This is a genomic window from Variovorax sp. VRV01 (assembly GCF_014852545.1).
GTDB classification, from domain to species: Bacteria; Pseudomonadota; Gammaproteobacteria; order Burkholderiales; family Burkholderiaceae_C; genus Variovorax; species Variovorax beijingensis_A.
The window spans coordinates 187,836-213,455 of sequence record NZ_JACVBS010000002.1 but is presented as its reverse complement, the minus strand read 5'-3'; the positions used below and the strand labels follow the sequence as shown (position 1 = coordinate 213,455).

Annotated in this window: 25 protein-coding genes; 7 read left to right on the top strand and 18 right to left on the bottom strand. The window is 63.2% G+C overall.

Annotated features, from left to right (window positions below; genetic code table 11):
• The first annotated feature begins 2 nt into the window (after window positions 1-2).
• Entirely contained in the window at window positions 3-989 is a 987-nt protein-coding gene (locus IB278_RS04680; protein WP_192322977.1) for a Bug family tripartite tricarboxylate transporter substrate binding protein, read from the top strand.
• Window positions 990-1,306: 317 nt separating this feature from the next.
• Here the strand turns inward: IB278_RS04680 and IB278_RS04675 are convergent, their stop codons facing one another.
• Complete coding sequence (locus IB278_RS04675) at window positions 1,307-2,188, bottom strand: LysR family transcriptional regulator (RefSeq protein ID WP_192322796.1); 882 nt, start codon at window positions 2,186-2,188, stop codon at window positions 1,307-1,309.
• Window positions 2,189-2,377: 189 nt separating this feature from the next.
• Between IB278_RS04675 and IB278_RS04670 the strand changes: the two genes are divergently transcribed.
• From IB278_RS04670 to IB278_RS04650, 5 genes are all read left to right on the top strand, one after another.
• Window positions 2,378-3,520 (top strand): iron-containing alcohol dehydrogenase, encoded by a 1,143-nt coding sequence (locus IB278_RS04670; protein WP_192322795.1) that lies wholly within the window; start codon window positions 2,378-2,380, stop codon window positions 3,518-3,520.
• Between the two features lie 9 nt (window positions 3,521-3,529).
• Window positions 3,530-4,522 (top strand): Bug family tripartite tricarboxylate transporter substrate binding protein, encoded by a 993-nt coding sequence (locus IB278_RS04665; protein ID WP_192322794.1) that lies wholly within the window; start codon window positions 3,530-3,532, stop codon window positions 4,520-4,522.
• Between the two features lie 8 nt (window positions 4,523-4,530).
• Complete coding sequence (locus IB278_RS04660) at window positions 4,531-5,712, top strand: alpha/beta hydrolase family protein (RefSeq protein ID WP_192322793.1); 1,182 nt, start codon at window positions 4,531-4,533, stop codon at window positions 5,710-5,712.
• 117 nt (window positions 5,713-5,829) lie between these two features.
• Complete coding sequence (locus IB278_RS04655) at window positions 5,830-6,738, top strand: polysaccharide deacetylase family protein (protein WP_192322792.1); 909 nt, start codon at window positions 5,830-5,832, stop codon at window positions 6,736-6,738.
• Window positions 6,735-7,781, top strand: coding sequence for an asparaginase (locus IB278_RS04650; protein ID WP_318646668.1), 1,047 nt, complete (start codon window positions 6,735-6,737; stop codon window positions 7,779-7,781). The genes IB278_RS04655 and IB278_RS04650 overlap by 4 nt, the downstream gene beginning before the upstream one ends.
• 240 nt (window positions 7,782-8,021) lie before the next feature.
• Here IB278_RS04650 and IB278_RS04645 read toward each other — a convergent pair whose 3' ends face one another.
• Genes IB278_RS04645 through IB278_RS04620 form a run of 6 tightly spaced genes read right to left on the bottom strand, consistent with a single transcriptional unit; the run spans window position 8,022 to window position 13,789 of the window.
• The gene (locus IB278_RS04645; RefSeq protein WP_209502821.1) at window positions 8,022-9,050 is read right to left on the bottom strand and encodes a cyclase family protein; all 1,029 of its coding nucleotides are present in this window, start codon (window positions 9,048-9,050) and stop codon (window positions 8,022-8,024) included.
• A 4-nt stretch (window positions 9,051-9,054) separates the two neighbouring features.
• Window positions 9,055-10,074, bottom strand: coding sequence for a branched-chain amino acid ABC transporter permease (locus IB278_RS04640; RefSeq protein ID WP_192322791.1), 1,020 nt, complete (start codon window positions 10,072-10,074; stop codon window positions 9,055-9,057).
• Window positions 10,071-10,958, bottom strand: a complete 888-nt coding sequence (locus IB278_RS04635) for a branched-chain amino acid ABC transporter permease (RefSeq protein WP_192322790.1) — start codon at window positions 10,956-10,958, stop codon at window positions 10,071-10,073. The genes IB278_RS04640 and IB278_RS04635 overlap by 4 nt, the downstream gene beginning before the upstream one ends.
• 46 nt (window positions 10,959-11,004) lie before the next feature.
• Entirely contained in the window at window positions 11,005-11,766 is a 762-nt protein-coding gene (locus IB278_RS04630; RefSeq protein WP_192322789.1) for an ABC transporter ATP-binding protein, read from the bottom strand.
• Complete coding sequence (locus IB278_RS04625; protein ID WP_192322788.1) at window positions 11,759-12,544, bottom strand: ABC transporter ATP-binding protein; 786 nt, start codon at window positions 12,542-12,544, stop codon at window positions 11,759-11,761. The genes IB278_RS04630 and IB278_RS04625 overlap by 8 nt, the downstream gene beginning before the upstream one ends.
• A 9-nt stretch (window positions 12,545-12,553) precedes the next feature.
• Entirely contained in the window at window positions 12,554-13,789 is a 1,236-nt protein-coding gene (locus tag IB278_RS04620; protein WP_192322787.1) for an ABC transporter substrate-binding protein, read from the bottom strand.
• Between the two features lie 161 nt (window positions 13,790-13,950).
• On the opposite strand from IB278_RS04620, the gene IB278_RS04615 reads away from it, so the two are divergent.
• Complete coding sequence (locus tag IB278_RS04615; RefSeq protein WP_192322786.1) at window positions 13,951-14,931, top strand: SMP-30/gluconolactonase/LRE family protein; 981 nt, start codon at window positions 13,951-13,953, stop codon at window positions 14,929-14,931.
• A gap of 57 nt (window positions 14,932-14,988) precedes the next feature.
• On the opposite strand, the gene IB278_RS04610 is transcribed toward IB278_RS04615, so the two are convergent.
• From IB278_RS04610 to IB278_RS04560, 11 genes are all read right to left on the bottom strand, one after another.
• Window positions 14,989-15,903 (bottom strand): SDR family NAD(P)-dependent oxidoreductase, encoded by a 915-nt coding sequence (locus IB278_RS04610; protein ID WP_192322785.1) that lies wholly within the window; start codon window positions 15,901-15,903, stop codon window positions 14,989-14,991.
• Between the two features lie 54 nt (window positions 15,904-15,957).
• Window positions 15,958-16,758 (bottom strand): SDR family NAD(P)-dependent oxidoreductase, encoded by an 801-nt coding sequence (locus IB278_RS04605; RefSeq protein ID WP_192322784.1) that lies wholly within the window; start codon window positions 16,756-16,758, stop codon window positions 15,958-15,960.
• A 1-nt stretch (window position 16,759) separates the two neighbouring features.
• On the bottom strand, window positions 16,760-17,704 hold the full coding sequence (locus IB278_RS04600; protein WP_225612758.1) for a Bug family tripartite tricarboxylate transporter substrate binding protein: 945 nt from the start codon (window positions 17,702-17,704) through the stop codon (window positions 16,760-16,762).
• 169 nt (window positions 17,705-17,873) lie between these two features.
• Entirely contained in the window at window positions 17,874-18,770 is an 897-nt protein-coding gene (locus IB278_RS04595) for a LysR family transcriptional regulator (RefSeq protein ID WP_192322782.1), read from the bottom strand.
• 211 nt (window positions 18,771-18,981) lie between these two features.
• Window positions 18,982-19,971: a Bug family tripartite tricarboxylate transporter substrate binding protein gene (locus tag IB278_RS04590; RefSeq protein ID WP_192322781.1), complete on the bottom strand. Its 990-nt coding sequence runs from the start codon at window positions 19,969-19,971 to the stop codon at window positions 18,982-18,984.
• Window positions 19,968-20,360 (bottom strand): VOC family protein, encoded by a 393-nt coding sequence (locus tag IB278_RS04585; RefSeq protein ID WP_192322780.1) that lies wholly within the window; start codon window positions 20,358-20,360, stop codon window positions 19,968-19,970. The genes IB278_RS04590 and IB278_RS04585 overlap by 4 nt, the downstream gene beginning before the upstream one ends.
• Before the next feature lie 67 nt (window positions 20,361-20,427).
• A complete protein-coding gene (locus IB278_RS04580; RefSeq protein WP_192322779.1) occupies window positions 20,428-21,285 on the bottom strand; it encodes a MaoC family dehydratase in 858 nt (285 codons plus the stop codon).
• 19 nt (window positions 21,286-21,304) lie between these two features.
• On the bottom strand, window positions 21,305-22,231 hold the full coding sequence (locus tag IB278_RS04575) for an SDR family NAD(P)-dependent oxidoreductase (protein WP_192322778.1): 927 nt from the start codon (window positions 22,229-22,231) through the stop codon (window positions 21,305-21,307).
• A gap of 23 nt (window positions 22,232-22,254) precedes the next feature.
• Window positions 22,255-23,082, bottom strand: a complete 828-nt coding sequence (locus IB278_RS04570) for an enoyl-CoA hydratase/isomerase family protein (protein ID WP_192322777.1) — start codon at window positions 23,080-23,082, stop codon at window positions 22,255-22,257.
• Window positions 23,082-24,314, bottom strand: a complete 1,233-nt coding sequence (locus IB278_RS04565; protein ID WP_192322776.1) for a CaiB/BaiF CoA transferase family protein — start codon at window positions 24,312-24,314, stop codon at window positions 23,082-23,084. Before IB278_RS04565 ends, IB278_RS04570 begins: the two co-directional genes overlap by 1 nt.
• Before the next feature lie 21 nt (window positions 24,315-24,335).
• On the bottom strand, window positions 24,336-25,436 hold the full coding sequence (locus IB278_RS04560; RefSeq protein WP_192322775.1) for an LLM class flavin-dependent oxidoreductase: 1,101 nt from the start codon (window positions 25,434-25,436) through the stop codon (window positions 24,336-24,338).
• Window positions 25,437-25,620 lie beyond the last annotated feature (184 nt).

The following is a 25,620-nucleotide window of genomic DNA, read 5'->3' as shown; positions in this document are numbered from 1 at the left end:
CCATGACCACACTCCGCAAAGCCGTCGCCTCCATCCTGTGCGCTGCTCTCGCTTGCATTGCGCACGCACAAGTGCCTGCTGCTGATTTTCCGACCAAGCCCTTGCGCATCATCGTCCCCTATCCCCCGGGCGGCGCCACGGATGCGCTGTCGCGCATGATCGCTCAGGAGATGGCCAAGCACGCGGGCCAGCCTGTCATCGTCGACAACCGTGCCGGCGCCAGCGAGCAAATCGCGGTGGCGGCATTGCGCAGCGCCGCCCCGGATGGCCACACGTTCATGCTGTCAACGATGGGCGGCCTCACGGTGAATCCCAGCCTGTACGGCGAGAAGCTCACGTACGATCCGCAGAAGGATCTCAAGCCGATTGCCCTGGCGGCCGTCCTCCCGAACGTTCTCCTAGTCACTCCGTCGTTGCCGGTGCAGACTGTGGACGAACTCATTGCCTACGCGCGGGCGAACCCCGGCAAGCTGAGCTACGGCTCATCCGGCGCGGGTCAATCGACCCACCTGGCCATGGAGGTGTTCAAGCGGTCGGCCGGAATCGACATCCTCCACGTACCCTACAAAGGAGGCGCACCGGCACTGCAGGACCTGATGTCGGGACAGGTCCAGGTCATGATTGCAGTGGCCGCGGAGAGCATGCCGTATGTCCGGGCTGGCAAGCTGCGGGCACTGGCGGTTGCCAATGCGGAAGCCACAGCTCTGTATCCGGAGCTGCCCCCGATGAGTGCGGCGAAAGATCTGAAGGGCTTCCACGTACCGATCTGGTTTGCGTACATGGCGCCGAGCAGCAGTCCGCCAGCAGTCATCGCGCGATTGAATGGGCTGATCAACCAAGTACTTGGGAACCAGGCTTTTCGCAAGAAGATGAGCGAGATGGGAATGGAGCCAGCTGGCGGACAGAGCGCCACGCTTGAATCGCTGGTAGTTTCCGAAACAGAGAAATGGAAGGCGGTGATCGACAGCGCGGGCATTCGCCTCGATTAGGGCCTTTGCACGCGGGCGCAAGCCATCAGCGTTCCTGTGCAGTTCACCGTCTTGAAGCTGGGGTGCTCAGCGCGTTATGCAAGGAATTCAAGCGCATCGACGGCATCGCGCTTGAATCGCCCCGGGATTGAACTTCCACTGATTCGGTGGGCTAGGGCATCCCGTTGATGTTCTGCGTCACCGGAGCCAGCCGTCACGATTCGATGGTTTGGATGAGTTGGTTGACGCCTAGCCAGCGGTACGCGGAAAGCCAGTCGGACCATGCCACTGGCCGGGCAAGTCGCATGCCGGCAAGGGATGGCGCCCGCACGTCCGCATCACTTGACAAATAACTTTGCTTCCTGCCGTATGAGGCTGGCCATCTCCAGGCCGGCGGCCGACAGTGGCACGTCCGCGCGGCGCGCCAGCACCCGGGTCATGACGAGGCCCTTCAGGCGCGAGAGCCCGACCTCCTTGGGGCGGAACTCGTCCTGCACGGCCCGCTTCGTCAGGACGGCATAGCCCAGGCCGTCGCGCACAAAGCGACCGATGAGCGGCACGCCCAAGTTCGTCACTTCGGCCACGATGCGCAGCGACACGGCCTCCTCGCGTGCCAGCCGGTCCAGTTGCACGCGCACGAAGTTTCCACTGCCCGCCACGATGAGGGGGAGGTCCGTCAAGTCGGTGATCTCCAGTTCGCGCCGCCTGAACACCGGGCTGCCGGGCGGGCCGACCAGGAACAGGTCTTCGGTCACCAACGGGGTGAAAGAGAGCTTCTTGTTCGACGCCGGGTTGGTGAGGATGCACAAGTCCATTTCGCCGCGCAGCAGCAGTACCTCCAACTCGCTCGTCAGCTCCACCGTCATCTTCAGGAGCACGCCCGGATAACGGGAGTGGTACTGGCGAACGACGGAGGGGAACAGCGATTCGGTGAACGAAGGGGGTCCTCCAACGGCCAGTTCGCCGCGCGGCTGCGGGCTCTCGGCCGCCAGGGTGGCCTGCAACCGGTCCACCTGCCGCACGATGGAGCGGGCCTCCACCAGCAACTTCTCGCCCGCCGTGGTGAGCGTGATGCCCCGGGCATGCCGCAGAAGAAGCATGGTGCCGAACTCCTCTTCCAGTGCGCGGATCTGGTTGCTCAGCGCCGGCTGCGACACCTGCAGAACGCGCCCCGCAGTGGTAAAGCTGCCCTGCTGCGCCACGGCGACGAAGGTGCGCATCTGCCGTATGTCCATGACTATGACCCATAACTTGTTTGCATGAAACATATTCTAGGAAGACATGGCACCCATCCATAGACTGGTAGCTAGCCGGGGACTTTCCCCTGGCTCTTTCCTATAGCAAAGGGCAAGGCCATGAAACCTTTGGAGTCGCCCGCGTTGCGCGCGGGCCAGTTGCTGATACCTGCCATGGAACGCATCAGCTTCGGCAAGCCTTTCGTGGACACTGTGGCAACGGAAGTCGAGCGGGCGGGCGCGCAGCGCGTCTTCCTGGTGGTGAGTGGGTCGCTCAACCGCCATACCGACAACATCGAGAAGTTGCGCGCGCGGCTGGGTGCCCGCTTCGCAGGGCAGTTCGATGCCATTCCCCAGCACGTGCCACGCGACGCCGTGCTGCGCGCGGCGGACGCGGCCCGCGAGGCGGGCGCGGATCTGCTGGTCAGTGTGGGCGGCGGCTCCGTCACCGACGCGACCAAGACCGTTCGCTTGTGCCTGGAACACGACCTGCGCACCTTGGACGCCTTCGAGCCCTTCCTGCTGCGTTCGGACCCCAAGACGGGCGCCTTGACCGCTCCAGCTTTCCGCCCGCCTGCCATCCGCCACATCGCGGTGCCCACCACACTGTCCGGTGGCGAGTTCGCGCCCACGGCCGGCTCCACCGATCCGGTGCGCAAGCTCAAGCAAGGCATCCGCCACCCCGGACTCATTCCGTATGTCGCGGTGCTGGACCCATGGCTTGTCCAGCACACGCCCCTGGACACCTGGCTGTCCACAGGCATCCGCTGCGTGGACCACGCAGTGGAAGGCTATTGCTCCTTGCAGGGCAACGCCATGTCCGATGCCTGCTCGCTGCTGGCACTGCCCTTGCTGGCGCAGGGCCTGCGCGACTGCAAGGCGGACCCCGGCAGCGTAGAAGCTCGCGCTGCCTGCCAGAACGGCATGTGGCTGGCGCAGATCGCGATGTGGTCCGGCGTTCCGATGGGAGCCAGTCATGGCATCGGCCATGTGTTGGGCGGCGCCATGGGTGTGCCGCACGGGTATTGCTCCTGCGTGACGCTGCCCAGCGTGCTGCGCTTCAACGCCGCCACGGGCGGTGCGCGGCAGGCGGAACTGAGCAAGGCCCTGAGCCAGTCCGGCGCAGCGGCGGCAGATGCCATCGCGCAGTTGATCGCGGAGTTGGATCTGCCCGGCACGCTGCACGCCGTGGGCCTGGGCCCCGAGCGCTTCGACGAAATCGCAGAGAAGTCGATGCTAGACCGGTGGGTGCACACCAACCCCAGACCCATCACCGGACCTGCCGACATCCACCAGATTCTTTCCATGGCTTCCTAGGAGTATTCGATGACGAGCAAACCGAAGTTGAGGACCACGCTGCGCCGTTTTGCGGCCCTGGGGCTGTTGGCGTGCCTGGCACCGCTGACGGCACAGGCGCAGAGCTACCCAGACCGGCCCATACGGCTGATCGTGCCATACCCTGCGGGCAATGCGGCGGACATTCAGGCGCGCCTGATCGCCCAGAAGCTCGCAAGCCACCTGAACCAGCCGGTGATCGTGGACAACCGCGCCGGTGCGACCGGTCAGATCGGCATCGGCGCCGTCGCGCGTTCGGCACCGGACGGCTACACGCTGGTGATGGGCCAGGTGAGCGCCTTCGCGGTGGCGCCGCATACCTTCAAGAATCTGTCCTACGACGTTCGCAAGGACTTCCTACCGGTGGCACAGGTGTCGTCCAACTCCCTGGTGTTGTTCGCCAACGGCAAGGTGCCCGCGAACAACCTTCAGGAACTGATCGCACTGTCCAGAAAGCAGCCCGACCGATTTACCTACGGTACCAACGGGGAAGGTGGCCTGCCGCACCTGATGATGGAGCTGCTGATGGCCAAGACGGGCGTCAAATGGGTCCATGTGCCCTACAAGGGCGTCGGCCAGATCTCCACAGACCTGTTGTCCGGCCAGATCGACCTGGCGCTCGACTCCTACTCCGGGATGATCGCGTACACCAAGGACGGCCGGCTCAAGGCCCTGGCCTCTTCGGCCGGCAAGCGCATCGATGCCTCGCCGGACCTGCCGACCTTCCGCGAATCCGGTGTGCCGGATTACGAGGTCTACGGCTGGTTCGGCCTCTTCGCACCAGCCGGCACGTCAGCGCAGATCGTCAATTCCCTGAACGCAGCAGTGAACCACGCCCTGCAGCAACCGGACGTGCAGGCCAGCCTGCGCAACGTGGGATACGAGCCCGTGATCGGCACGCCGGAGCAGTTCAACCAGACCTTCCTCAAGTCCTACGAACTTTGGGGTCAGGTTGTGAAAAACATCGGCTTCGTACCGCAGTGAGACCCATCATGGACAACAAGATGCAAGAGACTACGCCCCCCCGCTTCGAACCGTTCGGCTGGCAACAATGGCCCGACCACTTCTGGCATTCATACCAATTCCGGCGCGGCCTGGGGGAGACGCAGGAAGGTGGTGGTGCCATCAGCGAGTGCTTCCAGGTCGCGAGCCGCATGATGCCGGGCGATGATGAAAGCTGGTTCGCGGAATGGGAGCGGGTCGCCAAACGGAACGTGGAGCGTGGAGACGCGGCGGCGCAGGCAGGTCACCGCCGTACCGCCATGAACTGCTGGCTCAGGGCGGCCAACTACTTCCGCATGGCCGAATTCTGGCTGCAGCCGGAAGACCCGCGACGCCTGGCGACATTCACGCTGTGCGAGCAGGCGTCCCATAAGCACCTGGGGTTCCTCGACATTCCCGGCGAGGTGATCGAGATCCCTTACGAGAACGGCACGACCCTGCCGGCGTACTTTGTCCGCTCGCCCCACGGCGGCGCGAAGCAGCCCGTGCTGGTCTCCTTCGGCGGACTCGACTCGTACAAGGACGAACTGTGGTTCATGACGGGTCGGGGGGCGTTGCAGCGTGGCTTCTCCATACTGCTGGTCGATGGCCCGGGCCAGGGCGGCGCGCTGCGGCGTCACGGGCTCGTGTCCCGCTTCGACTACGAGGTGCCCGTGGGCCGCTGCGTGGACTGGCTTCTGGCGCGCGGCGACATCGACCCGGACCGCATCGCACTGAGCGGCTCCAGCCTGGGTGGCTACTATTCCGCGCGCGCCGCGTCGTGCGACCACCGCATCGCCGCCTGCATATCGCATGGCGCGATCTGGAACATTCAGCAGCGTTACAGCACGCGCGGGGAGGACCATGGCCTCGCCATGCACATGAAATGGGTGTTCGGCGCAGACAGCATGAAGGAAGTGGTGTCGCGAGCGGCCCCCTTCAAGCTGGAGGGCGTGCTGTCGCAGATGCGCTGCCCCTACCTGATCCTGCACGGCGGACACGACACCTTGGGCGTAGAAGACGCAAAGATGGTGTTCGAGTACGCGCGCAGCAACGGCGTCGACGTGACGCTGCGCGTGACAGACACCGAGGAGACCGGCGCGGAGCACTGCCAGCACGACAACCCGACCCTCGGTCAGGAACTCATGCTCGATTGGCTATGCGACCGATTCGGGATGTGCCCTTCGGCCTGATCGACCTGAAAAGGTGTTCACCGCCTGAACACGCTCTGTTGGGCGAGCGAGGACGCAGAGAGAGAACTCGCAGCCCCAGTCCTCAGCGCAGCCGTTTCCCCCTCCCTGGAGATACCCATGACTTCCGACATCGGCACCAGCGTGCGCGCTCGCGCGCCCTACCAGTCCATCGTGCGACGCGCGCGTCTTCGCCTGCCCGACAACGCGCGCGTGGTGCTCTGGAACATCGTCAACGTGGAGGTATGGGAGCCCACCGGCGCCATGCCGCGCGCAGTGCTGTCCCCTCCCATGGGTGCGCCGCTGTTGCCCGACGTGCCTAACTGGGCCTGGCACGAATACGGTATGCGCGTGGGCTTCTGGCGCATCCTCGAGGCGATCAAGAGCCGTAGCATGCCGGCGACCCTTGCGCTCAATGGCAGCGCGATCAGCGTCTATGAAGAGGCATGCCGCGCAGCGCATGAGGCCGGCTGGGAGTTCATGGGCCACGGCCACGTGCAGCGCCCCATGCACAAGGTGGAAGACCAACGCGCCGCGATCCGCCAAACCATCGACGCGATCCAGCAGTTCACGGGCAAGCCGCCGCGCGGCTGGGAAAGCCCCGGACTCACCGAGACCGACGACACGCTGGACTTTCTGGCCGAGTCCGGCGTCGAGTACGTGGCCGACTGGGTGCTGGATGACCAACCGGTGGCCTTGCATTCGCCCAAAGGGCGCATCACGTCCGTCCCATACACGGTAGATCTCAACGACGTCGTGGTCAGCGCCGTGCAGCAACAGCCTTCCGACGAGATGTTGCGCCGCGGAAAGGCGCACTTCGACCGTCTCTACAAGGACGGCGCGACGCAGCCGCGCGTCATGGCGATCTCCGTGCACCCGTACTTGAGCGGTGTGCCGCACCGCATCGGGTTCGTCGAGGAGCTGTACGACTACGTGTTGAGCCACACGGGTGTGGTCGTGTGGTCGGGCGAGCAGATCCTCGACTGGTTCCTGGAACAGACCTCAGATCAGCCCAAGGCCCACCCGTGAACACTGACCCGGCACTCGCAGACGCACGCCCGTCACTGCCGCGCGTGCTGGTGCTTTCGTTGGGCGGCACCATCACGATGACGGCCGCATCGGGCACCCACGGCATCCTTCCGACCTTGACAGCGGAACAACTGCTTGCGGTCGAGCCGCGCCTCGCACAGGTCGCGCAGCTGGACGCCGTCACGCCCACGCGCCTGCCGGGTGCATCGTTGACGCTGCAGCACCTTCGGGAAGTGGCCGCGCTGCTGCGCATGCATCTGGATGGTGCACCGGGCTCGCCCGTTGGCGCGGTCGTGGTGCAGGGCACGGACACCATCGAGGAGACGGCTTTCGTGCTGGATCTGCTCGCTGCGCACGATGCGAGGTCCATCGTGGTGACGGGGGCGATGCGCGGGCCGCAAGCCGCCGGTGCGGATGGGCCGGCCAACCTGCTCGCGGCGGTCGCCACAGCGGCCGACACGCGCTTGCGAGGCCTGGGCGTGGTCGTGGTGCTGAACGACGAAGTCCATGCGGCGCGCTGGGTGCAGAAAGCACACACGGCACTCACGAGCGCCTTCGCCTCGCCGGGCACGGGCGCCATCGGCGCCGTGGTGGAGGGACGCGTGCAACTCTTCGCCCGGCCCGAGGGCCGCATCACGCTGCCAGTGGAGGCAGTGCGCTGCGATGCGGCGCCTGCGGCGATCGCACAGATCGCCCTGGGCCTGGGGGAGGACGGGCGCATGCTGCCCGCGCTCGCCTCGCTGGGCTACGCAGGCGCGGTGGTCGAAGGCATGGGCGCGGGCCACGTGCCTGCGGCCTGCGTGCAGAACCTGGAGAAACTCGCCGCGACCATGCCGGTGATCCTCTGCACGCGCGTGCGCGCGGGCCCCGTGTTCACCGGAACCTATGGCTTCCCGGGCTCCGAAATGGATCTGCTGTCGCGGGGCCTGATCCACGGCGCCAGCCTGCCGGCGGCCAAGGCTCGGCTACTGCTGTCGCTGCTGTTGTCCGCGGGCGCAGACCGTGCAGCAGTCGAGCGATTGTTGATTTCCATCCAGAAGTGACCCACTAACCCCGGCGATTGGAGTGAACCCCTGGGGCTGGACCACCGGGCAAATCAGAACTGATACGCTGGCCGGCTGATGCGACTCTGCGTTGGCCGGATTACGCCTACACTGAAGTGGGCGGACTACAGCGGTCGCTGACAGCTAATAACCCTCGCCGGCTCTTTGGCCAAAAGGCCGAAACCATTCGCCAGTGGATGGACAGGGCACCCACGCGCCGGATGCTGCCGCCACGGTAATTCAGATAGTGGCGATGGGCGTCACAGGCGAACCGAATGCCCCTGGAAGCCGCAGCGGTGGGGCTGTCAACAAAAAAGCCGAACGCCCACCGGCTTCAAGCGCTTGCGCTAGCTCGCGCAAAAACCACAGTTCGCCCAGATGGACCCCCAACTTGAACAGGCAATGTTCATGCAGCGGCAGAAACGGCTTGGGATTCGCCGAGTGAAACGAGCCACGGTCCACCACCTCCACCGCGTTGTTGTCTGCGCACAAGGCCACCACGCCGCTGTCGGTGATCCATTGAAGCAGGCGCTGATCGCTTCCGTCCAGCGCAGCACAACTCCCCCGCAGCCTTTCGTGGTCCGGCTTGCCTTGCACCTGAAGCAGCAGGTCGCTGTAGCCGGTGTAGATGCAGACCATGTCGCCAGGCTGGATCTGAATGCGCTGCCGGTGAAGAGCCTCCATCCAGAGGTCGTAACCCACCACCACACGCGCGTCTCCGCACATCGATCTCAGGTTGACCAGCACGGCCCGCCCTTGAACCCCGGCTTTGGCCACCTGGTCGATCCCCAGCGGATTGGTTGGGCACGTCCCCTCGACATCGGAAAGCTGAATGTCCCGCGCCTGAAATCCACCGTAGTAGGTTACCTGCGCGTTCCCGTCGCCATGCATGTCGAAATCGACGCCGACATGGCCCAGTCCGTCCCATTGCGTCGAATACTGCGTGTGCAGCGTCACCAAGTCGTCGCACACATAGCCCGTCGCCCCCGCCAGCAAGTCCGTGAACGGCCGATGAAAATTGCACCGGCAGCCCTCGTCTTCCGCACTGGCCGCCCAACGCGGCGGCTGCCGGCCAATGGACGATTCGCCACCAGGCAGGTTCAAGGGCAATGTGAGCGAAAAGATGCGCCCATCCTTGACCTCCTGCAGCCCCTGCAACACCCGATCTGTGTCCAGCAGATTGAGCCGCCCCAGGCGGTCGTCTTCGCCGAAGTCGCCCCAATTGGATCCCTCTGGTCGATGAGTCCATCGTTTTGTGTGCGCGATCACGGGTTCAGTCCTGTTTGGGGGGGGAGTGAACTGCGGCCTGCGCTCGAGACCGGAACAGCCCCGGAACGCGGCTACCCCACGAACCGACGATGCCTTTGGGAAACAACACCACCACGGCGATGAAGGCGACCCCTTGCGTGATCGTCACCCACGATCCGAAGGGCGCGAGATAGTGCTCGATGGCGATAACCACAAACGCACCGACCAATGGACCCAGTTGGGTTCCGACGCCACCGATCAGGCTGATCAGCAGCACCTCACCCGACATGGACCAGTGCACGTCCGGCAGAGAGGCCACCTGGAACAACGTTGCCTTCAAGCCACCCGCCAGCCCCGAGAGACCTGCCGACAGAGCGAACAGTGTCAGCTTGTACCGGTAGACGTTGTATCCCAACGATATGGCACGTGGTTCGTTGTCTCGGATAGCCTGGATCACCTGACCAAAAGGAGAATGAACCACACGGTGTGCGAACCAGGTGCCGGCCAGAAAGACCACCGCGCAGAAGTAGTACGAACCCCAGTCGTTGTTCAGCTCGAAGAGACCCAGAAAAGGCAGCCTGACGCCGCCTTGAATGCCGTCTTCACCGCCCGTGAACGGCAACTGTACGCACAGGAAATAGACCATCTGCGCCAGCGCCAGTGTGATCATCGAAAAATAAACACCCTGTCGGCGAATGGCCAGGGCGCCGATGAGAACCCCCAAAACCGCCGCGCCGGCCACCGCCAATGGAATGGCCAGCTCAGGTGGGACTCCCCATGTTCTGGCGCAATAGGCCGCGATGTAACTGGCGATGCCAAAGAAGGCGGCATGGCCAAAGGACATCAAGCCACCAAAGCCGATCAGCAGGTTGAACGCTGTAGCGAACAAGGCAAAGCACAAGACCTTGGTGAGAAACAGCGGGTAGAGGAACCAGGGGCTGATCAGCAGCAGGAAAGTGAGTCCCGCGAACAGCTGCCACGTGCCCGAAGGCGCGGCACCTCTCAATTTTGACGCCATGGCGTTTCCACGCAGCAAACTGTTCATCCCTTGTCCCTCCCAAAGAGGCCCGCGGGCCTGAGTGTCAGCACGACGGCCATGATGATGAAAATGACGATGTTGGAAGCGGGCGGGTAGAAGGTCTTGGTCAAGCCTTCGGCGATGCCGAGCCCCAACCCTGCCACGACGGCGCCAGACAGGGAGCCCATGCCGCCGATCACAACGACGGCGAACACCACGATGATCAGATCCGCGCCCATCACGGGATTGACGGAATACATGGGTGCGGCCAGCACACCCGCGAAGGCGGCCAGGGCCACCGCGGCGCCATACGTAAGCGTCGACAACAGCTTCACGTTGATGCCGAAACACTCCGCGAGTGCACCGTTCTCCGTGGCGGCTCGAAGGTTGGCACCCAACGGGGTTTTTTCGATGCACAGGTAGGTCAAAACGCACAAAGTGAGCGACGCGGCCACCACCCAGACCCGGTAGTAAGGCGCAAAGACAAAGCCGAGGTCAACACCGCCTCTGAGCGCCTCCGGCACCGAATAGGGCAAGCCTGCCGCACCGAAATGATCGCGAACCAGTCCTTGCGCAATCAGTGCCAGGCCATACGTCACCAACATCCCGTACCGATGGTCGTAGGCCACGCGGGCGATCAAAAACTTTTCGAGCACGAGGCCGATTGCGCCCACCGCCATTGGCGCAAGCAGCAATGACCACCAGTACGAGATGCCCCAACTGTTGAGAAGTGCCCATGCCACCAAGGCACCCAGCATGTACTGGGCACCGTGGGCGAAGTTGATGACGTTCAGCAATCCGAAGACCACGGCCAAGCCCAGGCTGAGGATGGCGTAGAACGCCCCGTTGATGATGCCCAGCATGAGCTGGCCGGCCAAAGCCGTCATCGGCACACCGAACAATTCGGACATGAATTCCCCTGGTGAATAGACAGATGAAGAGTGGATGCGGGGTGTATCAGACGCTGAGATAGCGCCGCAATTGCGCGTGTGCATGGTGCGCATTCAGATTGTCGAACGTGTCTACGACTCGACCCGTCTCCAGCACGCAATACCGGTCTGTGATCGATGCCGCGAACTGGAGGTTCTGCTCCACCAGCAGGAGGGTGTAGCCCAGGGACCGAAGGTGCATCAACGTGTCCCGGATCTTCTGAACAATCACGGGAGCCAGTCCTTCGGTCGGTTCATCGAGCAGGATGAACCTCGACCCTGTTCGGAGAACGCGCGCAATGGCCAGCATCTGTTGCTCGCCCCCGGACAGTTGCGTTCCCATGCTGGAAAGCCGCTCCTGAAGATTCGGAAACAGCGCGAATATCTGCGCTTCCGTCATGCCCCCCTGTCGCAATACCGGCGGAAGGCGAAGGTTCTCAAGCACGTTCAGGCGCGCATAGATACCGCGCTCTTCCGGCACGTATGCGATGCCGAGCCGCGCGATGTCGCGTGGCCCCAAGTCGCCGATGTCCGCACTGCCGAACCGGATCGATCCGCGCTTCTTGCGGAGCAAGCCGATGATCGCGCGCAAGGTGGTGGTCTTTCCCGCGCCATTGCGCCCAACGAGCGTGACTACCTCACCGGGGAGGACCGACAAGGACACCGCATGCAACACGTGGGAATCGTCGTACCACCCGTCCAGTTCCCGGATAGCGAGACCGGCGGGATGTGCGCCCGTCGTGTCCAGCGCCACACCCGCTGGCGACCGTTTGATCGTCTTTTCAAACATGCGTTTTCCCCAGATAGGCCTCTATGACTTGCGGGTCGGCGGACACGTCCGAGTAGCTTCCCTCGGCGAGGAGGCGCCCTCTCGCCAGCACCGATACCCAACGGGACAGGCGAGAAACGACAGCCAGGTTGTGCTCCACCATGAGAATGGTCACGGACGCTGCAACGTCCTCGATGAGATCGGCAGTCCGATCGATGTCCTCGCTGCCCATGCCCGCGGTGGGCTCGTCGAGCAACAGCAACCGGGGCTTCATGGCCAAGGTCGTGGCAATCTCCAGAGCCCGTTTCTGTCCATAGGAAAGAACACCTGCCTGCACATCCAGAAAAGGCAAGAGACGGACCCGGTCGGCCAGCACTTCGATCTCGCCGTCCAGCTTGCGCAGGGTCGCAGCCGAGCGCCAGAACGCGAAGGTGCCGCCGTGGTGGCGCTGCAGTGCCACACGGATGTTTTCCCGGACGGACATCTGTGCAAACACCGCCGATATCTGGAAAGACCGCACCATACCCAGCGAAGAAACCTCGTGAGGCGGTACCTGGGTGATGCGTTGACCATCGAACCATATGTGGCCCGAACTGGGTGGTACGAACTTGGTCAGCAGGTTGAACAGCGTGGACTTGCCAGCTCCATTGGGGCCGATGAGCGAATGCACACCGCCACGCCGCACGGCCAGATCAACACCGTCCACCGCCAGAAATCCATTGAAGCGCCGCGTCAGCCCTTCAGCTCGCAAGATGTAGTCAATGGGTTCAAGGCACGTTTCGGTACTGGAACGGTTCATATGCGTTGATCAGGACTTACCCTCGCGCTTGACCAGAGGACATGCCTCACTCATTGGCGCATAGGCCTGCACACCGGGCACCCGGGAGACCACTTCGTACAGGTCGTACTTGTATTTCGACTGTTGCGGGGATTTGATTCGAAGCAAGTACTTGTCGTGCAGCGCGCGCCCGTCAGCCCGGATCTGAATCGACTTGTTGTACATGTCGTTGATGGGCATTTCGCGCATCTTTGCGGCGACCGCATCGGCGTCGGTTGTCTTTGCTGCTTCGACCGCGCGCAAGTAATGCAGGGTAGCCGAATACGTCGCCGAGTTCACTTCAGAAGGTACCTTCCCGGCGTACTGGTTCATGAAGCGTTTGGACCAGACGCGCGTCTGGTCATTCAGATCCCAGTAGAACGACGACGCGATCATCATGCCCTGTGCCTTTTCAAGACCCAGCGCGACCACGTCCGTGATCATCACGAAGAACCCCACCAGCCGTTGCTTGCCGGAGTCCATGCCGAACTCAGAGGCTTGCTTGAGCACGTTGACCAGGTCCGTCCCCGCCAAAGCCAGTCCGATCACATCGGCGCCGGAACTCCGGGCTTGAAGCAGATATGACGAGTAGTCGAGCGAGCCCAGCGGTGCGGAGGCCACGCCCACGATGCTCCCACCCGATTTCTCGATGAAGTCACGGGCATCGCGCACGATGTTCTTTCCGAAGGTGTAGTCGGCCGCGATGAAGAACCACTTCCCGCCACCTTGGCGAACCATCTGTGCGCTGGGCACATTCGTCATGGAGTACGTGTCGAACGCGAACTGGAACCCGTAGGGAGAGCAGGCCTTTCCTACCAGGTCCACGCTGGTTGACGCGGCATCCATCGTGATGGTCTTCTTTTCCTGGCCCACCTGTTTGAGCGCAAAGCCGACCACCGATGTACCGCCGCCCTGAACAATGGCATTGACGCGCCCGCCGTCTATCCACTGCCGTGCGAGCGAGGTGGCCAGTTCGGCCTTGTTCTGGTGATCGGCGGAAACGAACTCCACCGGACGCCCCAGGACCTTGCCTCCAACGTCTTCGATCGCGAGCCGAACCGCCACATCCGAGCCCTTGCCACCGATCGCGGAGTACGGACCGCTCTGATCGCTGAGGATGCCAATCCGGATCGGTGCGCTATTGCCCTGGGCCTGCGCCAACAGCCACGGTGTCAGGCACAACGCTGCGCCAAGGCAGGTGCGCACGAAGGATTTCGAGATGGGCATGTCGTTGTCTCCACATCAGAATTTGTGCGACAAATCATAGGTTCGGCAAAACGTGGGAAGCGGCTCGATTCATGCATAGGACATGTTCGAAGAACGCAAAGGACAGGCGTTTGACGCGGCGGCCTGCATCGGTAAAGTGATCGGCCTCAAGGAGACCGTTCATGGAGTTCGCCCAGATTTCACCTTCGATGATTTCCACCGCCTACGAAGGCATGGACAGGCCGGAGTGCATCTTGTGCACTCGCGATTCGGGCATGTTCGTGTCGCACCGTCCCACGGGGGTTTTGCACTTGAAGCCGGACGGGACACGTCGGATTCTGGGTCAAGGAAAAAGCGGTTTCACCCCGAACGGCATCGCGCTTCGCGACGATGGGAGCCTTCTCATGGCCAACATGGGCGCCGAGGGTGGCGTTTGGGAGATCACGCCGCGTGGCGACATGCGGCCATTCCTGATGGAAGTCGACGGACGTGAACTCTCCGCCGCCAACTATGTGACGGTCGACCACGAACAGCGCGTCTGGATATCCATCAGCACGCAGACCAAGCCTCGAACGCTGGCCTACAACCAGCAGGTCCGAGACGGGTTCGTCGTGATGGTCGACGAGAAGGGCGCAAGGATTGTTGCCGAGGGCTTTGGCTTCACCAACGAGTGCCGCCTGGCGCCCGATGGCAAGGCGTTGTATGTGGTCGAGACATTCGGTCGCCGCATCAGCCGCGTGCCGCTGGAGCAGGGCACGATCGGGTCTCCCGAGTTGTTTTGCGAACTGGGCACCGGCGCATTCCCCGACGGCGCCGCGTTCGACTCGGAGAACCATCTCTGGGTGACGAGCATCATCAGCAATCGCCTGTACCGCATCGATCCCCGAGGCCATGCGCGCATCGCCCTAGAAGACCATAACGCGTCCACCGTCAATGCGATCGAGCGCTCATATCAAGAGGGGCGGCTCAGCCTCGAGCAGCTCGGCTCGAACACCGGAAAATTCGTACTTCCCATCTCAAGCCTTGCATTTGGCGGAATCGATCTGAAGACCGTGTATCTGGGCACCACCCATGGAAATGTCATCAAGGCGTTTCGAAGCCCGGTCGCAGGACATCCGCTTTCTCATTGGACCCCTCGAACACGACCGACGATCCGAGGCTGAACTGCGATGCCGGTGGTGCTTGCCGGAGCTCATGTCACGCCGCAATTGGCGGCGTGGTCAGACATCCCAGGTGAACACATCGCGCGTGCGTTCCACCGGCGTGAACGAGGATCGCCAAGACGGCGCGAGCTTGCGGGCCATCTTGTCGACCGTCCAGCCATCGCTCTCGTGCAGGGTGCGCACGGGGCGCGGCTGCGAATAGAGGTGAACTTCCTTGCCACGCACACCGATGATCTGGCCGTTGATGCCACTGGACGCGTCGCTCGCGAGATACGCCACCAGCGGGGCCACTGCGGCGGCGCCTTCAGCCTCACGTTGCTTCACAACCACCCGGTCTTCTTCAGAGCGCCCGGTTGCACCGATGGTCATGCGGCTGAACGCCAGCGGCGACACGCAGTTGGACCGCACACCGTGCGCTTCCAACTCGATCGCCAGCGAGCGCGAGAGGGCCGCCACACCGTTCTTGGATGCCGCATAGTTGGCCTGGTTCATCGAGCCGATCAGCGCTGCCGTGGAGGTGAGGTGAACAAAGGCGCCCGATCTCTGTTGGACGAAGTGCGGCGCTGCCGCACGGCTCAAGTAAAAGGCTCCGCTCAGGTTGACGCGCAGCACAAGGTCCCAGGTATCGGCATCCATTTCACAGAACGGCGCGCCACGCATGATGCCGGCGTTGTTCACGACGGCGTCAAGGCGTCCAAAGGCGTCGAGTGCGGCCGCCACGAGCTGCATCCCGCTGTCTGTCTTCGAGATGTCCGCGCTGCTGGCAATAGCCTTGCCGCCGCGCGCGGTAATCTCGTCGACCACCGATTGCGCGACGCTGGCGTCTGCGCCATCCCCGTTGATCGCTGTGCCCATGTCGTTGACGACGACGGACGCGCCCTCCGCCGCCATCAGCAAGGCGGACTCACGGCCAATGCCACGACCCGCGCCGGTGACGATGACCACGCGGTCGGAGAGATGTGATGAAGTCATTGCCGGCCCTTGCCATGTCCGTCGGCTTTTTCCGTGACGATCGCTGTCCGTGTTTCAAGACTGGACCTTTGCCCTGCGAGGGCCGCCGTACATTTCGGTTCCGCTCGCCGCGAACCAGCCCGCATCGACCGGTAGGTTGATGCCCGTGATCGCGCGCGCGCGCTTCGACGCGAGAAACTCGACCGCCTCGGCGACTTCGTGGGGCTCCACGCAGCGACCCAGTGCCGCATGTTGTCCCGGATCGCCCGCCGCGCGGGTGCCGCCACCTTCGGACCAGCGTTTGAGGATGCGTGGTACCAGCGTTACCCCTGGAGAAACTGCGTTGACACGAACCCCCGCGTGCCCCCACTCGCAAGCCAGGCTCTGCGTGAGATTGATGACCGCTGCCTTGGTCGACGCATAGGCCAGCACGGGAGAGGCCTGCATGCCCGTCACCGACGCGATGTTGACAATGCTGCCGCCGCCGCGTTTGGCCATCTGCGCGCCGAAGACGGTGTTACAGCGGAAGGTCCCCGACAGATTGACGTTCAAGATGTGGTTCCAGACATCCTCGGTGATCTGCTCCGGCTGCAGAATCGGCTGAAATGCGCCTGACGACACAACCAGCGCATCCGCGCTGCCCAGCTCGGCTTCGACGCCACTGGCAAGCGCGTTGACTTGCCCGGCGTCGGTCACGTCCACCGACCGCGCCACGCCATTGATCTCCTGCGCGAGCATTTCGGCCGCGGCAGCGTCGCGATCGGCGACCACCACACGCCAGCCCATCTGCGCCATCAATCGGCACACGGCGGCACCGATACCGTTTGCACCGCCAATGACGACGGCGACTTCTTGCTTGTCGGATGTTGTTTGCATGTCAATCGAGCGGTATGTTGGCGGTTTTCACGATGCCCTCCCAGAGGGCGATGTCCTGGTCGACTCGTTCCGAAAGCTGAGCCGGCGTGGTGCCGACGGCATCGAAGCCCAACTCGGCCAGCATGGCCACCACGGTAGGCACGCGCAGCGCGTCCAGCACGGCGGCGTTCCATCTGGCAACGATCGATGCCGGCGTGCCCTTGGGCAGAAAGACGCCTTGCCACAGCGTGCCCCCGGTCAGGCCTTTCACACCCGCCTCTTCGAGCGTGGGCACGTTTGGCAGCGCCCCGTTTCGCTTCGGGCTGGTCACGGCAAGGATCTTCAGCTTGCCTGCTTCGGCCAGCGGGCGTGCGCTGGTCACGGTGTCCAGCGCCACCTGCACTTCACCGCCCAGAAGTCCCACCAGCATCGGGCCGTTGCCCTTGTAAGGAACGTGCGTGAGGTCGATGCCGGCAGTCCGGTTGAACACCTCCTGCAGCAGGTGAAGAGGTGACGCCATGCCGGCCGTGCCGTAGAACAGCTTGTGTGGGCGTGCCTTGGCATAGGCGATCAATTCGGCCACAGAGTTGACCGGCACCTGTGCGCCGACGGTCAACACGTAGGGCCCCTGCGAAACCAGGCTCACTGGCACGAGATCGTGGCGGACGTCGTAGCCGGCGGCCTTCTTCATGGTGACCGGGTGAATGGCCACGCCGTTGGGTGCGAACAGTGCCGTGTAGCCATCGGACGCCTGGCGACCGACGTAGGCAGCGCCCATGGTTCCGGACGCGCCAGGGCGGTTGTCGACGATGACCGGTTGACCCATGGTCTTGGCCATGTGCTGCGCCAGGAGTCGCGCCACCGGGTCGGTCGACCCCCCCGGGGGATACGCCACCACCAGGGTGAGGGGACGGCCGGGAAAACGATCCTGGGCATTCACCGCTGTGGCTGCGATGCATGTACCCATGCAGACAGCGCCGAGCAGGACGCGTCTTGTGAAGGCTGCGACCAATGGTGTCTCCGGTTTTTTTGAACTGACGCGTTGGATGTTTGCACAAACCCCGTTGGTTCGTGTTTGCGCAGCGCGCACATCACCTTCTCGAGAAGCGTAACATTCGATGCCCGGTCGCCTAAGGCTATGAGACGCTCATTCTCTTGACCACAAAGTCCACGAACACCCGCACCTTCTTCGGCACGTAGCGTGTCTGGCGGAATACGGCGTAAATTCCATTGGTAAAGGAGTAGTTGGTCGTGCGGTAGTCTGGCAGGACCTGCATCAGGCGACCCTCCTGAAGGTCGGCATAAATGCCCCAGTCCGTGAGCAGCGAGACGCCCAGCCCTGAGAGGGTGACGCGTCTGAGAACTTCGGCATTGTTGGTGTGAAAACCGCCCGTGATTTTGAGCTCTTGCGCTGGCTCGCCCTTCTTGGAGAATCGCCAGGATGTCGTTTCGGAATCCAGCCGATAGGTCAGGCAGTTGTGCTGCATCAGGTCATCGGGTTTCTCGATCGGTGCATGCGCGGCAAGGTAGGCTGGACTCGCCACTAGGATGCGCTCGCTCGATGCAAGTTTGCGAACCAGAAAGGACGAATCCTCGAGTTCGCCGAGACGGATGTCGATGTCGAAGTTTTTGTCCATCAGGTTCACGGGCGTTTCGGAGAGTTGCAGCTCCACCGTGACCTTTGGATAGAGTTCGCAGAACTCCTTGATGCCCGGTGCAATGAGTTGTATGCCCACCGACGTTCTGGAGTGAATGCGCAGCAGGCCCTGAGCTTCATCCTGCATCTGGCGAGCGGAGATCTGCACGTCCAGGAATTCCTCCACCACCGGCTTGATTCTTTGGTAGTAGGCTTCGCCGGCGTCCGTGAGCACCACTTTGCGGCTCGTGCGGTTGAACAGCTGAATACCCAGTTCTTCTTCGAGCGCGGCGATGCGGCGGGAAACGGACGCGGGCGACAAGTTGGAGCTTTTGCCCGCTGCGGAAAGACTGCCGTCCTGCACGACTCTCAAAAATAGGCGAATGGAATTGAACATCCTGTCTGATCCGATACAATCTGGTCCTGTGCGTGCGTCCGGGGCCAGCGAGGCAACACCTGAGCTCGGCTGCTCGGGCAGGGCTGGCGCCTGGGACGGCCTCGATATTGGCACAGTCATGCGCGGAACTTCCAGAAGTCAACAGCACGCGTCAACGGATCAGAACCCACCGCGTCGAGGATGGATCCTGCATCGATCTACTGGCTGAAAATTACTTCAGATCAATGTTGGCCATCCTGATCACCTTTTCCCATTGCGCGATCTCGCGGTAAATGCGTGCGTCGAGTTGCTCGGGACTCGATCCCGCTATCTCGAAGCCAAACCCGGCCATCTTCTCTTTCACCTCAGGCACTGCCATCACTTTCACAATGGCGGCATTCCAACGGTCAACAATGGGTCTGGGTGCGTTCTTGGGCAGGAAGAAGCCCTGCCACAGGTCCGCCTCGAGGCCCTTGATGCCCGATTCCTCCAGCGTTGGGACATCGGGCAGCGCCGGATTGCGTTTGGGCGTGGTGACGGCCAGCATGCGCAGCCGCCCGGAGTCGGCCAACGCGCGTGCACCAGGGATGGTGTCGAAGCCGACCTGGATCTCGCCACCGAGCAGCGCTTTCACGACGGGCCCGTTCCCCTGGTACGGCACATGGGTCATGGTGGTGCCCGCAGCGCCATTGAAAAGCTCGGTCAGCAGATGCAAGGGCGATGCAACGCCCGCAGTGCCGTAGAACACCTTGGTGGGATTGCGCTTGGCGTATTCCACCAGTTCGCGCACGTTGTTGACCGGCAGGTCGCGGTTGACAGTCAGAACGTAGGGCCCTGTTGCGATCATGCTGACCGCGGTGAGGTCGGTGCGCACGTCGTAGCCGGCAGTGGCTTTCATGGTGACGGGGTGCAGTGTCACGCCGTTGGGCGCCAGCAGGATCGTGTAGCCGTCTGGTTTGGAGCGTCCCACGTAGGCCGCACCGATGGTGCCCGCCGCGCCGGTTCGGTTCTCCACGACCACGGGTTGGCCGAGTTCTTGTGTGAGGTACGGTGCGAGCAAGCGGGCCACGGGGTCCATCACCCCGCCCGGTGGATACGACAGCACCAGCTTGATCGGCTGCGAGGGGAATGGCGCGGCCGGCTGCGCCTGCACGGCTCCCACAGAGGCGAGTCCCAGCATGACCGCCAGTCCCCACGCCTTGAATGTTTTGATCGTCATCATGTTGTCTCCTGTTTCTGTTCGACACACGCGCCCTGGCTGGCACCCTGGAAACACTGAATCGCGTTCCCGGCAATGTCGACCATGGTCGCAACTTTTCCGTGCGAACCCATGTCTCGAGTGGATTCCACACGGCCACCAAGTTCCTCGAACCGCTGGCACACGGCAGCGAGGTCGTTGACTTCAAACACCACGACCGCGCCCTGTGCTACGGCGGCTTCGCGCGGCCCGGCTATGGCGAAGTTGTGCCCTCCCGCATCGAGCTGAATCCAGTGGTCGCCGTCGCGGAACTTCAGCTTCAGCTGGAGCGCGGACTGGTAGAAGTGCGCGAGCGCGCCGGCATCCTTGGCCGCGAGGTAGGTGTTCTGGATGCGCTGGACGGTGATGCTCATGGACGGTGTCTCCTGGCTTGCGGGTCGTGCTGGACGCCGGCCTTGCGGCACCAGCGCGGAAATGCGTTCAAGTGATTTGTGCTCGTCCGTTGCTAACCACCTGCACGTTGCGCAGCGGCTCGATCGCGTTGAAGGACACGACGTCGCCGTCACGCCAGAGCTGGATGCGCAATGTCTCGCCGGGGTAGGCGGGCGACGCAAAGCGCCCCGAGAATGCTTTCAGCCTCGCGCCATCCATGCCGCAATGGCTCTGGACGACAGCCCGCGCGCACAGTCCGAATGAGAAAAGCCCGTGCGATATCGGTCTCGGAAATCCGGCCTGCCTGGCGCGAACGGGGTCCGCGTGCAAGGAGTTGTAGTCGCCGTTGAGCCGGTACAAAAGCGCTGCTTGCGGCGTGGTCGGCATGTCCACAGCGAGATCGGGTGCGCGATCGGGCAGCTTGTGTGGCGGCGGCACCGGGCCCGATGGACCGCCGAAGCCACCGTTTCCGCGGCACACGGTCGTGCCCGTGATCGATGCGACGAGCTCGTTCGACTCGGCCAGGTAGAGCTTGCGTTCGGTGAGCAGCAGCGCACCCTTTTCCGCGCCTTTGTCGATCACGTCGAGCACGCGTGTCTGGCCGATCACGGTACCCGAAGTTGGAAGGCCACGGTGCCAGGTGATGCCCTGCTCGCCATGCACGATCATCTTGCGGTCGATGCCCAAGGCAGGATGGCCGGTCCAGGGACCAGGATTGCCTAGCACCAGCGCCATCGTCGGGAATACCTTCGGTGCGGGCTCCAGCACATACGAAAGCTCGGCCGGGTCGATCGGGTTCATGCCCAAGCCAAGGCTGAGGCTGTATAGCAGCGTGTCGCGCTCGGTGTAGGTCTGGACGATGTCGTCCACCTTCCATCCGAGCAGCTGTTGCCGGTTCAATGCCATCGTCAGGGCTCCCTGCGGGTCAGACGGGTTGCCAAGGGAATACATCCCGCGTGCGTTCCAGTGGCACGAACGAACTGGCCCACGCCGGTGCGAGCTGTTCGCCCAGTGTCTCGGGCGTCCAAGGGTCGGCGCGTTGAAAGATGCGGATGGGCCGGGGTTGGCTGTAGAGGTACACCTCGTTGCCACGCACACCGAAAATCTGGCCGGTGATGTCCTTGGCGCCATCGCCCAGCAGGAAGGCTGCCACCGTGGCGATCTGCTCGGGTCGGGTTGTGGCCTTGCGCTTTTCAAGGTAAGCCGCCTGCTCTTCAGGACTCTTGCCGGGAACAGATTCGATCATCCGACTGAATGCGTGGGGCGCGATGCAGTTGGATCGCACGTAGAAACGCGCCATGTCCAGGGCCAACGAACGCGACAGACCCGTGATGCCCGCTTTGGCCGATGCGTAGTTCGCCTGACCCAGGCTGCCGATGAGGCCTGAGGTCGACGTCATGTGCAGGTACACGCCGGTGCTGCGGTCCCGGAAATGCGGGGCCGCCGCGCGGCTCACATGGAAGCTGCCGTACAGATGCACCTTCACCACGGCGTCGAACTCTTCCGGACTCAGGCGGTGGAAGATGCCGTCGCGCAGGATGCCTGCGTTGTTCACCACAAGGTCGAGCGTTCCCCAGGTGTCCAGTGCCTGCTGCACGATGTGCTTTGCGCCGTCCCAGTCGGCCACACTATCGGTGTTGGCCACCGCTTCGCCGCCAGCGCTTTTGATGAGGTGCACCACCTCATCGGCGGGCGCCATGTCGCCGCCCTCGCCCTGCAGGCTCGCACCCACGTCGTTCACCACCACCTTGCAGCCGTAGCGACCGAGAAGCAGGGCGATTTCGCGTCCTATGCCCCGCCCAGCGCCGGTCACCACGGCCACCTTGCCCGCGAGTCCTGTTGTCGTTTCCATTGCCGTGTCTCCTTGTTCGTTGATTATTTTGATGGCGTTTTGCGACCGTCAGCTGTGGCCGGTGTGGGCTCTAGCGTCCAGCCCGGCGGTCTTTTGGAGCGGAAGGCGTCCATGCCTTCGATCGCATCGGCGCTACCGAGAGACGCGGCGGCCACTTCGATGGCGCGCGAAAAACCGTCGTCGAATGGCATGTCGCTGATCTCGCGCAAGAGTCGCTTGCTGCCTCGAAGTGCAGCCGGGCTGCAGCGCCAGACGTCCGATGACAGGACGGCAAGCTCCGCGTCCATGCCCGCAGCGTCTTCGCAGACTTTCTGTACCAGTCCGATCTGCGATGCGTGCCCGGCGTCCACCGTGCGCCCGCGCAGGACCAGGTCGGCGGTGGCGCGCGGCCCGATGGCGCGCACGAGCGAGAGCGCGATCATGCTCGGCGGTATGCCGATGCGTGCTTCGGGCACGCTGAAGGTTGCGCTGGCCTCGCAGATGGCCATGTCGCACCAGACCACCATGCCCATGCCGAGCCCGACCGCGCGGCCGGCCACGGCCGCCACCGTCGGCACGGGGCAATCGATCAAGGCCTCGGCGAGCTCTCGCGCCGGTCGGATCTGCTCCAGGGCATCCGGCGATGCCGAGCCTTCAGTGCGCTGCAGACCTGCCACGTCGCGGCCCGCGCAAAAGGTGTCGTTGCGGCCACGGACCACGATGAGGCGGCAAGCCGCTTGCGCGCCGTGGTGGCGGATGCCGTTGGTCAACGTGGCCAACATGGTCTCGTTCAAGGCGTTGAGCTTGCCTGGGTTGTCCAGCCAGAAGGTCACCATGCCGTTGTCACCAACGGCGATCTCCACCCGTCCCATCAGATCACTCCCTGCTCGCGCAGGTCGGCGATGTCGGCGGTCGAGAGCGAAATGGTTTCGCGCAGCACCTGCTCGGTGTGCTCACCCAGACGCGGCGGAGGCCGTTGGGCAAAGCTGGCCGCATCGCCCACCTTGAACGGAACGCCCAGCAGGTGGATGGCCTTGCCGTCCTGGTCGGTCATGTTCAGCACCATGTCGTTGACCAGCGACTGCTCGTGCGTGAGTGCTTCAGCCACCGTGTGCATGGGCGCAACGGGCACGCCGAGCTCGCCGAGCTTTCGCGTCCAGTTGGCGGCCGTGTCCTGGAGAAAGGTTTCGGCAAAGATGTCGATGACTTCCTGTCGGCGTTCGAGGCGCTGTGCGTTCGTCGCCAGCGTCGGATCGTCGCGCAGGTCCAGGCGGCCGATGGCCTGGCACATGCGGCGCCAGGTCGCGTCGTTGAGTGCTCCCGTGACCAGTTCCACGTCCTTGCACGGAAAAGCCTGGTACGGCACCTGGTTCCAGAGACCAGAGCCCTCCTTCTGCGGCAGCACACCCGCTTCGAGCCACGAGACGCCGTGGTAGCTCAACAAGCCCAAGGCGGTTTCAAGCAGAGAGGCGCGCACGTTCGCACCTTTGCCGGTGCGCGCCCGGCCCATCAACGCAGACAAGACGGCGCTGTAGGCAAAGACGCCGGTCGTCATGTCGACAAACGACACGCCGGACCGTACCGACTGCCCGTCACGCTCCCCCGTGAAGCCCATGATGCCCGCGAACGCTTGCAGCAGCGAGTCGTATCCGGGGCGGTTGCGCATGTCACCCTTAGCACCGAACGCAGAGATACCGCACACGATGAGACGCGGGTACTTCTCCCGGAAGAGCGTTTCGTTGATGCCCAGGACTTCGGCCACATCCGGCAGATAGTTGTGGATCAGTACGTCGGCGTTTGCGAGCATCTCGTACAGAATTTCACGGCCGCGCTCGGTCTTGAGGTTGAGCGTGATACCGCGCTTTCCGCGGTTGACACTCATGAAATTGCAACTCTCGCCGGATGCGTTGAAAGGCGCCCAGCCTCTGTTTTCGTCGCCGTTCGGTCCCTCGACCTTGATGACGTCCGCGCCCATGTCGGCCAGCAATTGACCGCAGAAAGGTGCTGCCAGCACGCGGCTCACGTCGATGACCCGAATCCCGGCCAAAGGTCCCTCGGGCATGTTGGAGGTGTCTGCTGCCGGGTTGGTGTTCTGTTGTTGCATCAGGTGGTCCACCAGCGAGCCTCAACGGCCTACCGCCTCCTCGGCCACGGCGGGGGCGACGCTGATGTACGGGTCGAACTTGGCAACCTCCTTCTTGACCGCCGGAATGATCTTCTCCGCCCACAGCGCCAGTTGCTTGCACATGCGGTCGTGCGGGAGGTCACCGATCTGCGTGTGGATGGCCACGTGGTGCGGGCGTACGATCCGGATGTCGCGCACCAGGCGCTCGATCACCGTGTCGACGTTGCCGACGGGGAGGTTGGATTTGATCTTTTCCAGCGTCAGCTCCTCGGGGAACGGTTGCTCGTGGATCATGTAGTCGTCGGCAACGGATTCCTTGCGCGTCTTGAGCGCGACGGCGACGCGCTGCTGGTAGCGCGCGCATTCCACGAAGTGATCGATCTCGCTGTCGTCGTCGCTGGCAAAGGCAAATCGCAGCAAGCCCAGCTTGGCCTTGGCAGGGTCTTTGCCCTCGGACTCGCAGATGCCGTCGATGACACCCCGCAAGCCGCCCATGCGCTTGTAGTTCCCCAGCCCACCGCCGATGAAGATGGAATGGCCGTCGCGGATGGCGCGGCGCATCAGCGCAGGATCTCCGCTGGCGATCCAGACCGGGGGCATGGGCTTCTGCACCGTTCGCACGCTGATCGACGACAGCAGTTGTTTGTAGTAAGTGCCGTCGTAGCTGAACTTCTTCTCGGTCAGTCCGCGCTCAATGATGTCCAGCATCTCTTGCGTGCGCTCCTTGGTGTTGTCCATCAACACACCGAACCGCTCGAACTCGAACTGCTGGTAGCCCCCGCCGATGCCCAGGTTGAAACGCCCGCCGCACAACTGGTCCGCGAGAGCGATCTCGGCCACGAGTCGTGCAGGCGTGTAAAGCGGTGCGACGATGACGCCGGGGCCCAGGCGGATGTTCTTTGTCAGTGCTGCGCAGTGGGCGACCAGCATCAGCGGCGATGGGCACAGACCGTAGTTGGAAAAGTGATGTTCCGCGAACCAGGCGGCGCCGAAGCCGAGATCGTCGGCAAGGCGTGTGAGTTCGACGGTGTTGGCGACGATCTCGCGAGATGAGAGCGTCTGATTGCGTTGTTGCAGGAGGTTGAAGATGCCAAAGTCCATTGCAGTTCCTGGTTTGCCTGACGTTGCCGGGGGGTCAACGACCCTCGCGGGATGACAAAAATTCTAGGTAGCGATACGGCGTGTGATAAGCGGAGCAAAACGAACAATTGCTTTGCAAGAACCGGAACCGAGATCGGCCAGCGCAGTGCGATCTCCCTTGAATAGCGCGCCTCGGCTTTGGTGG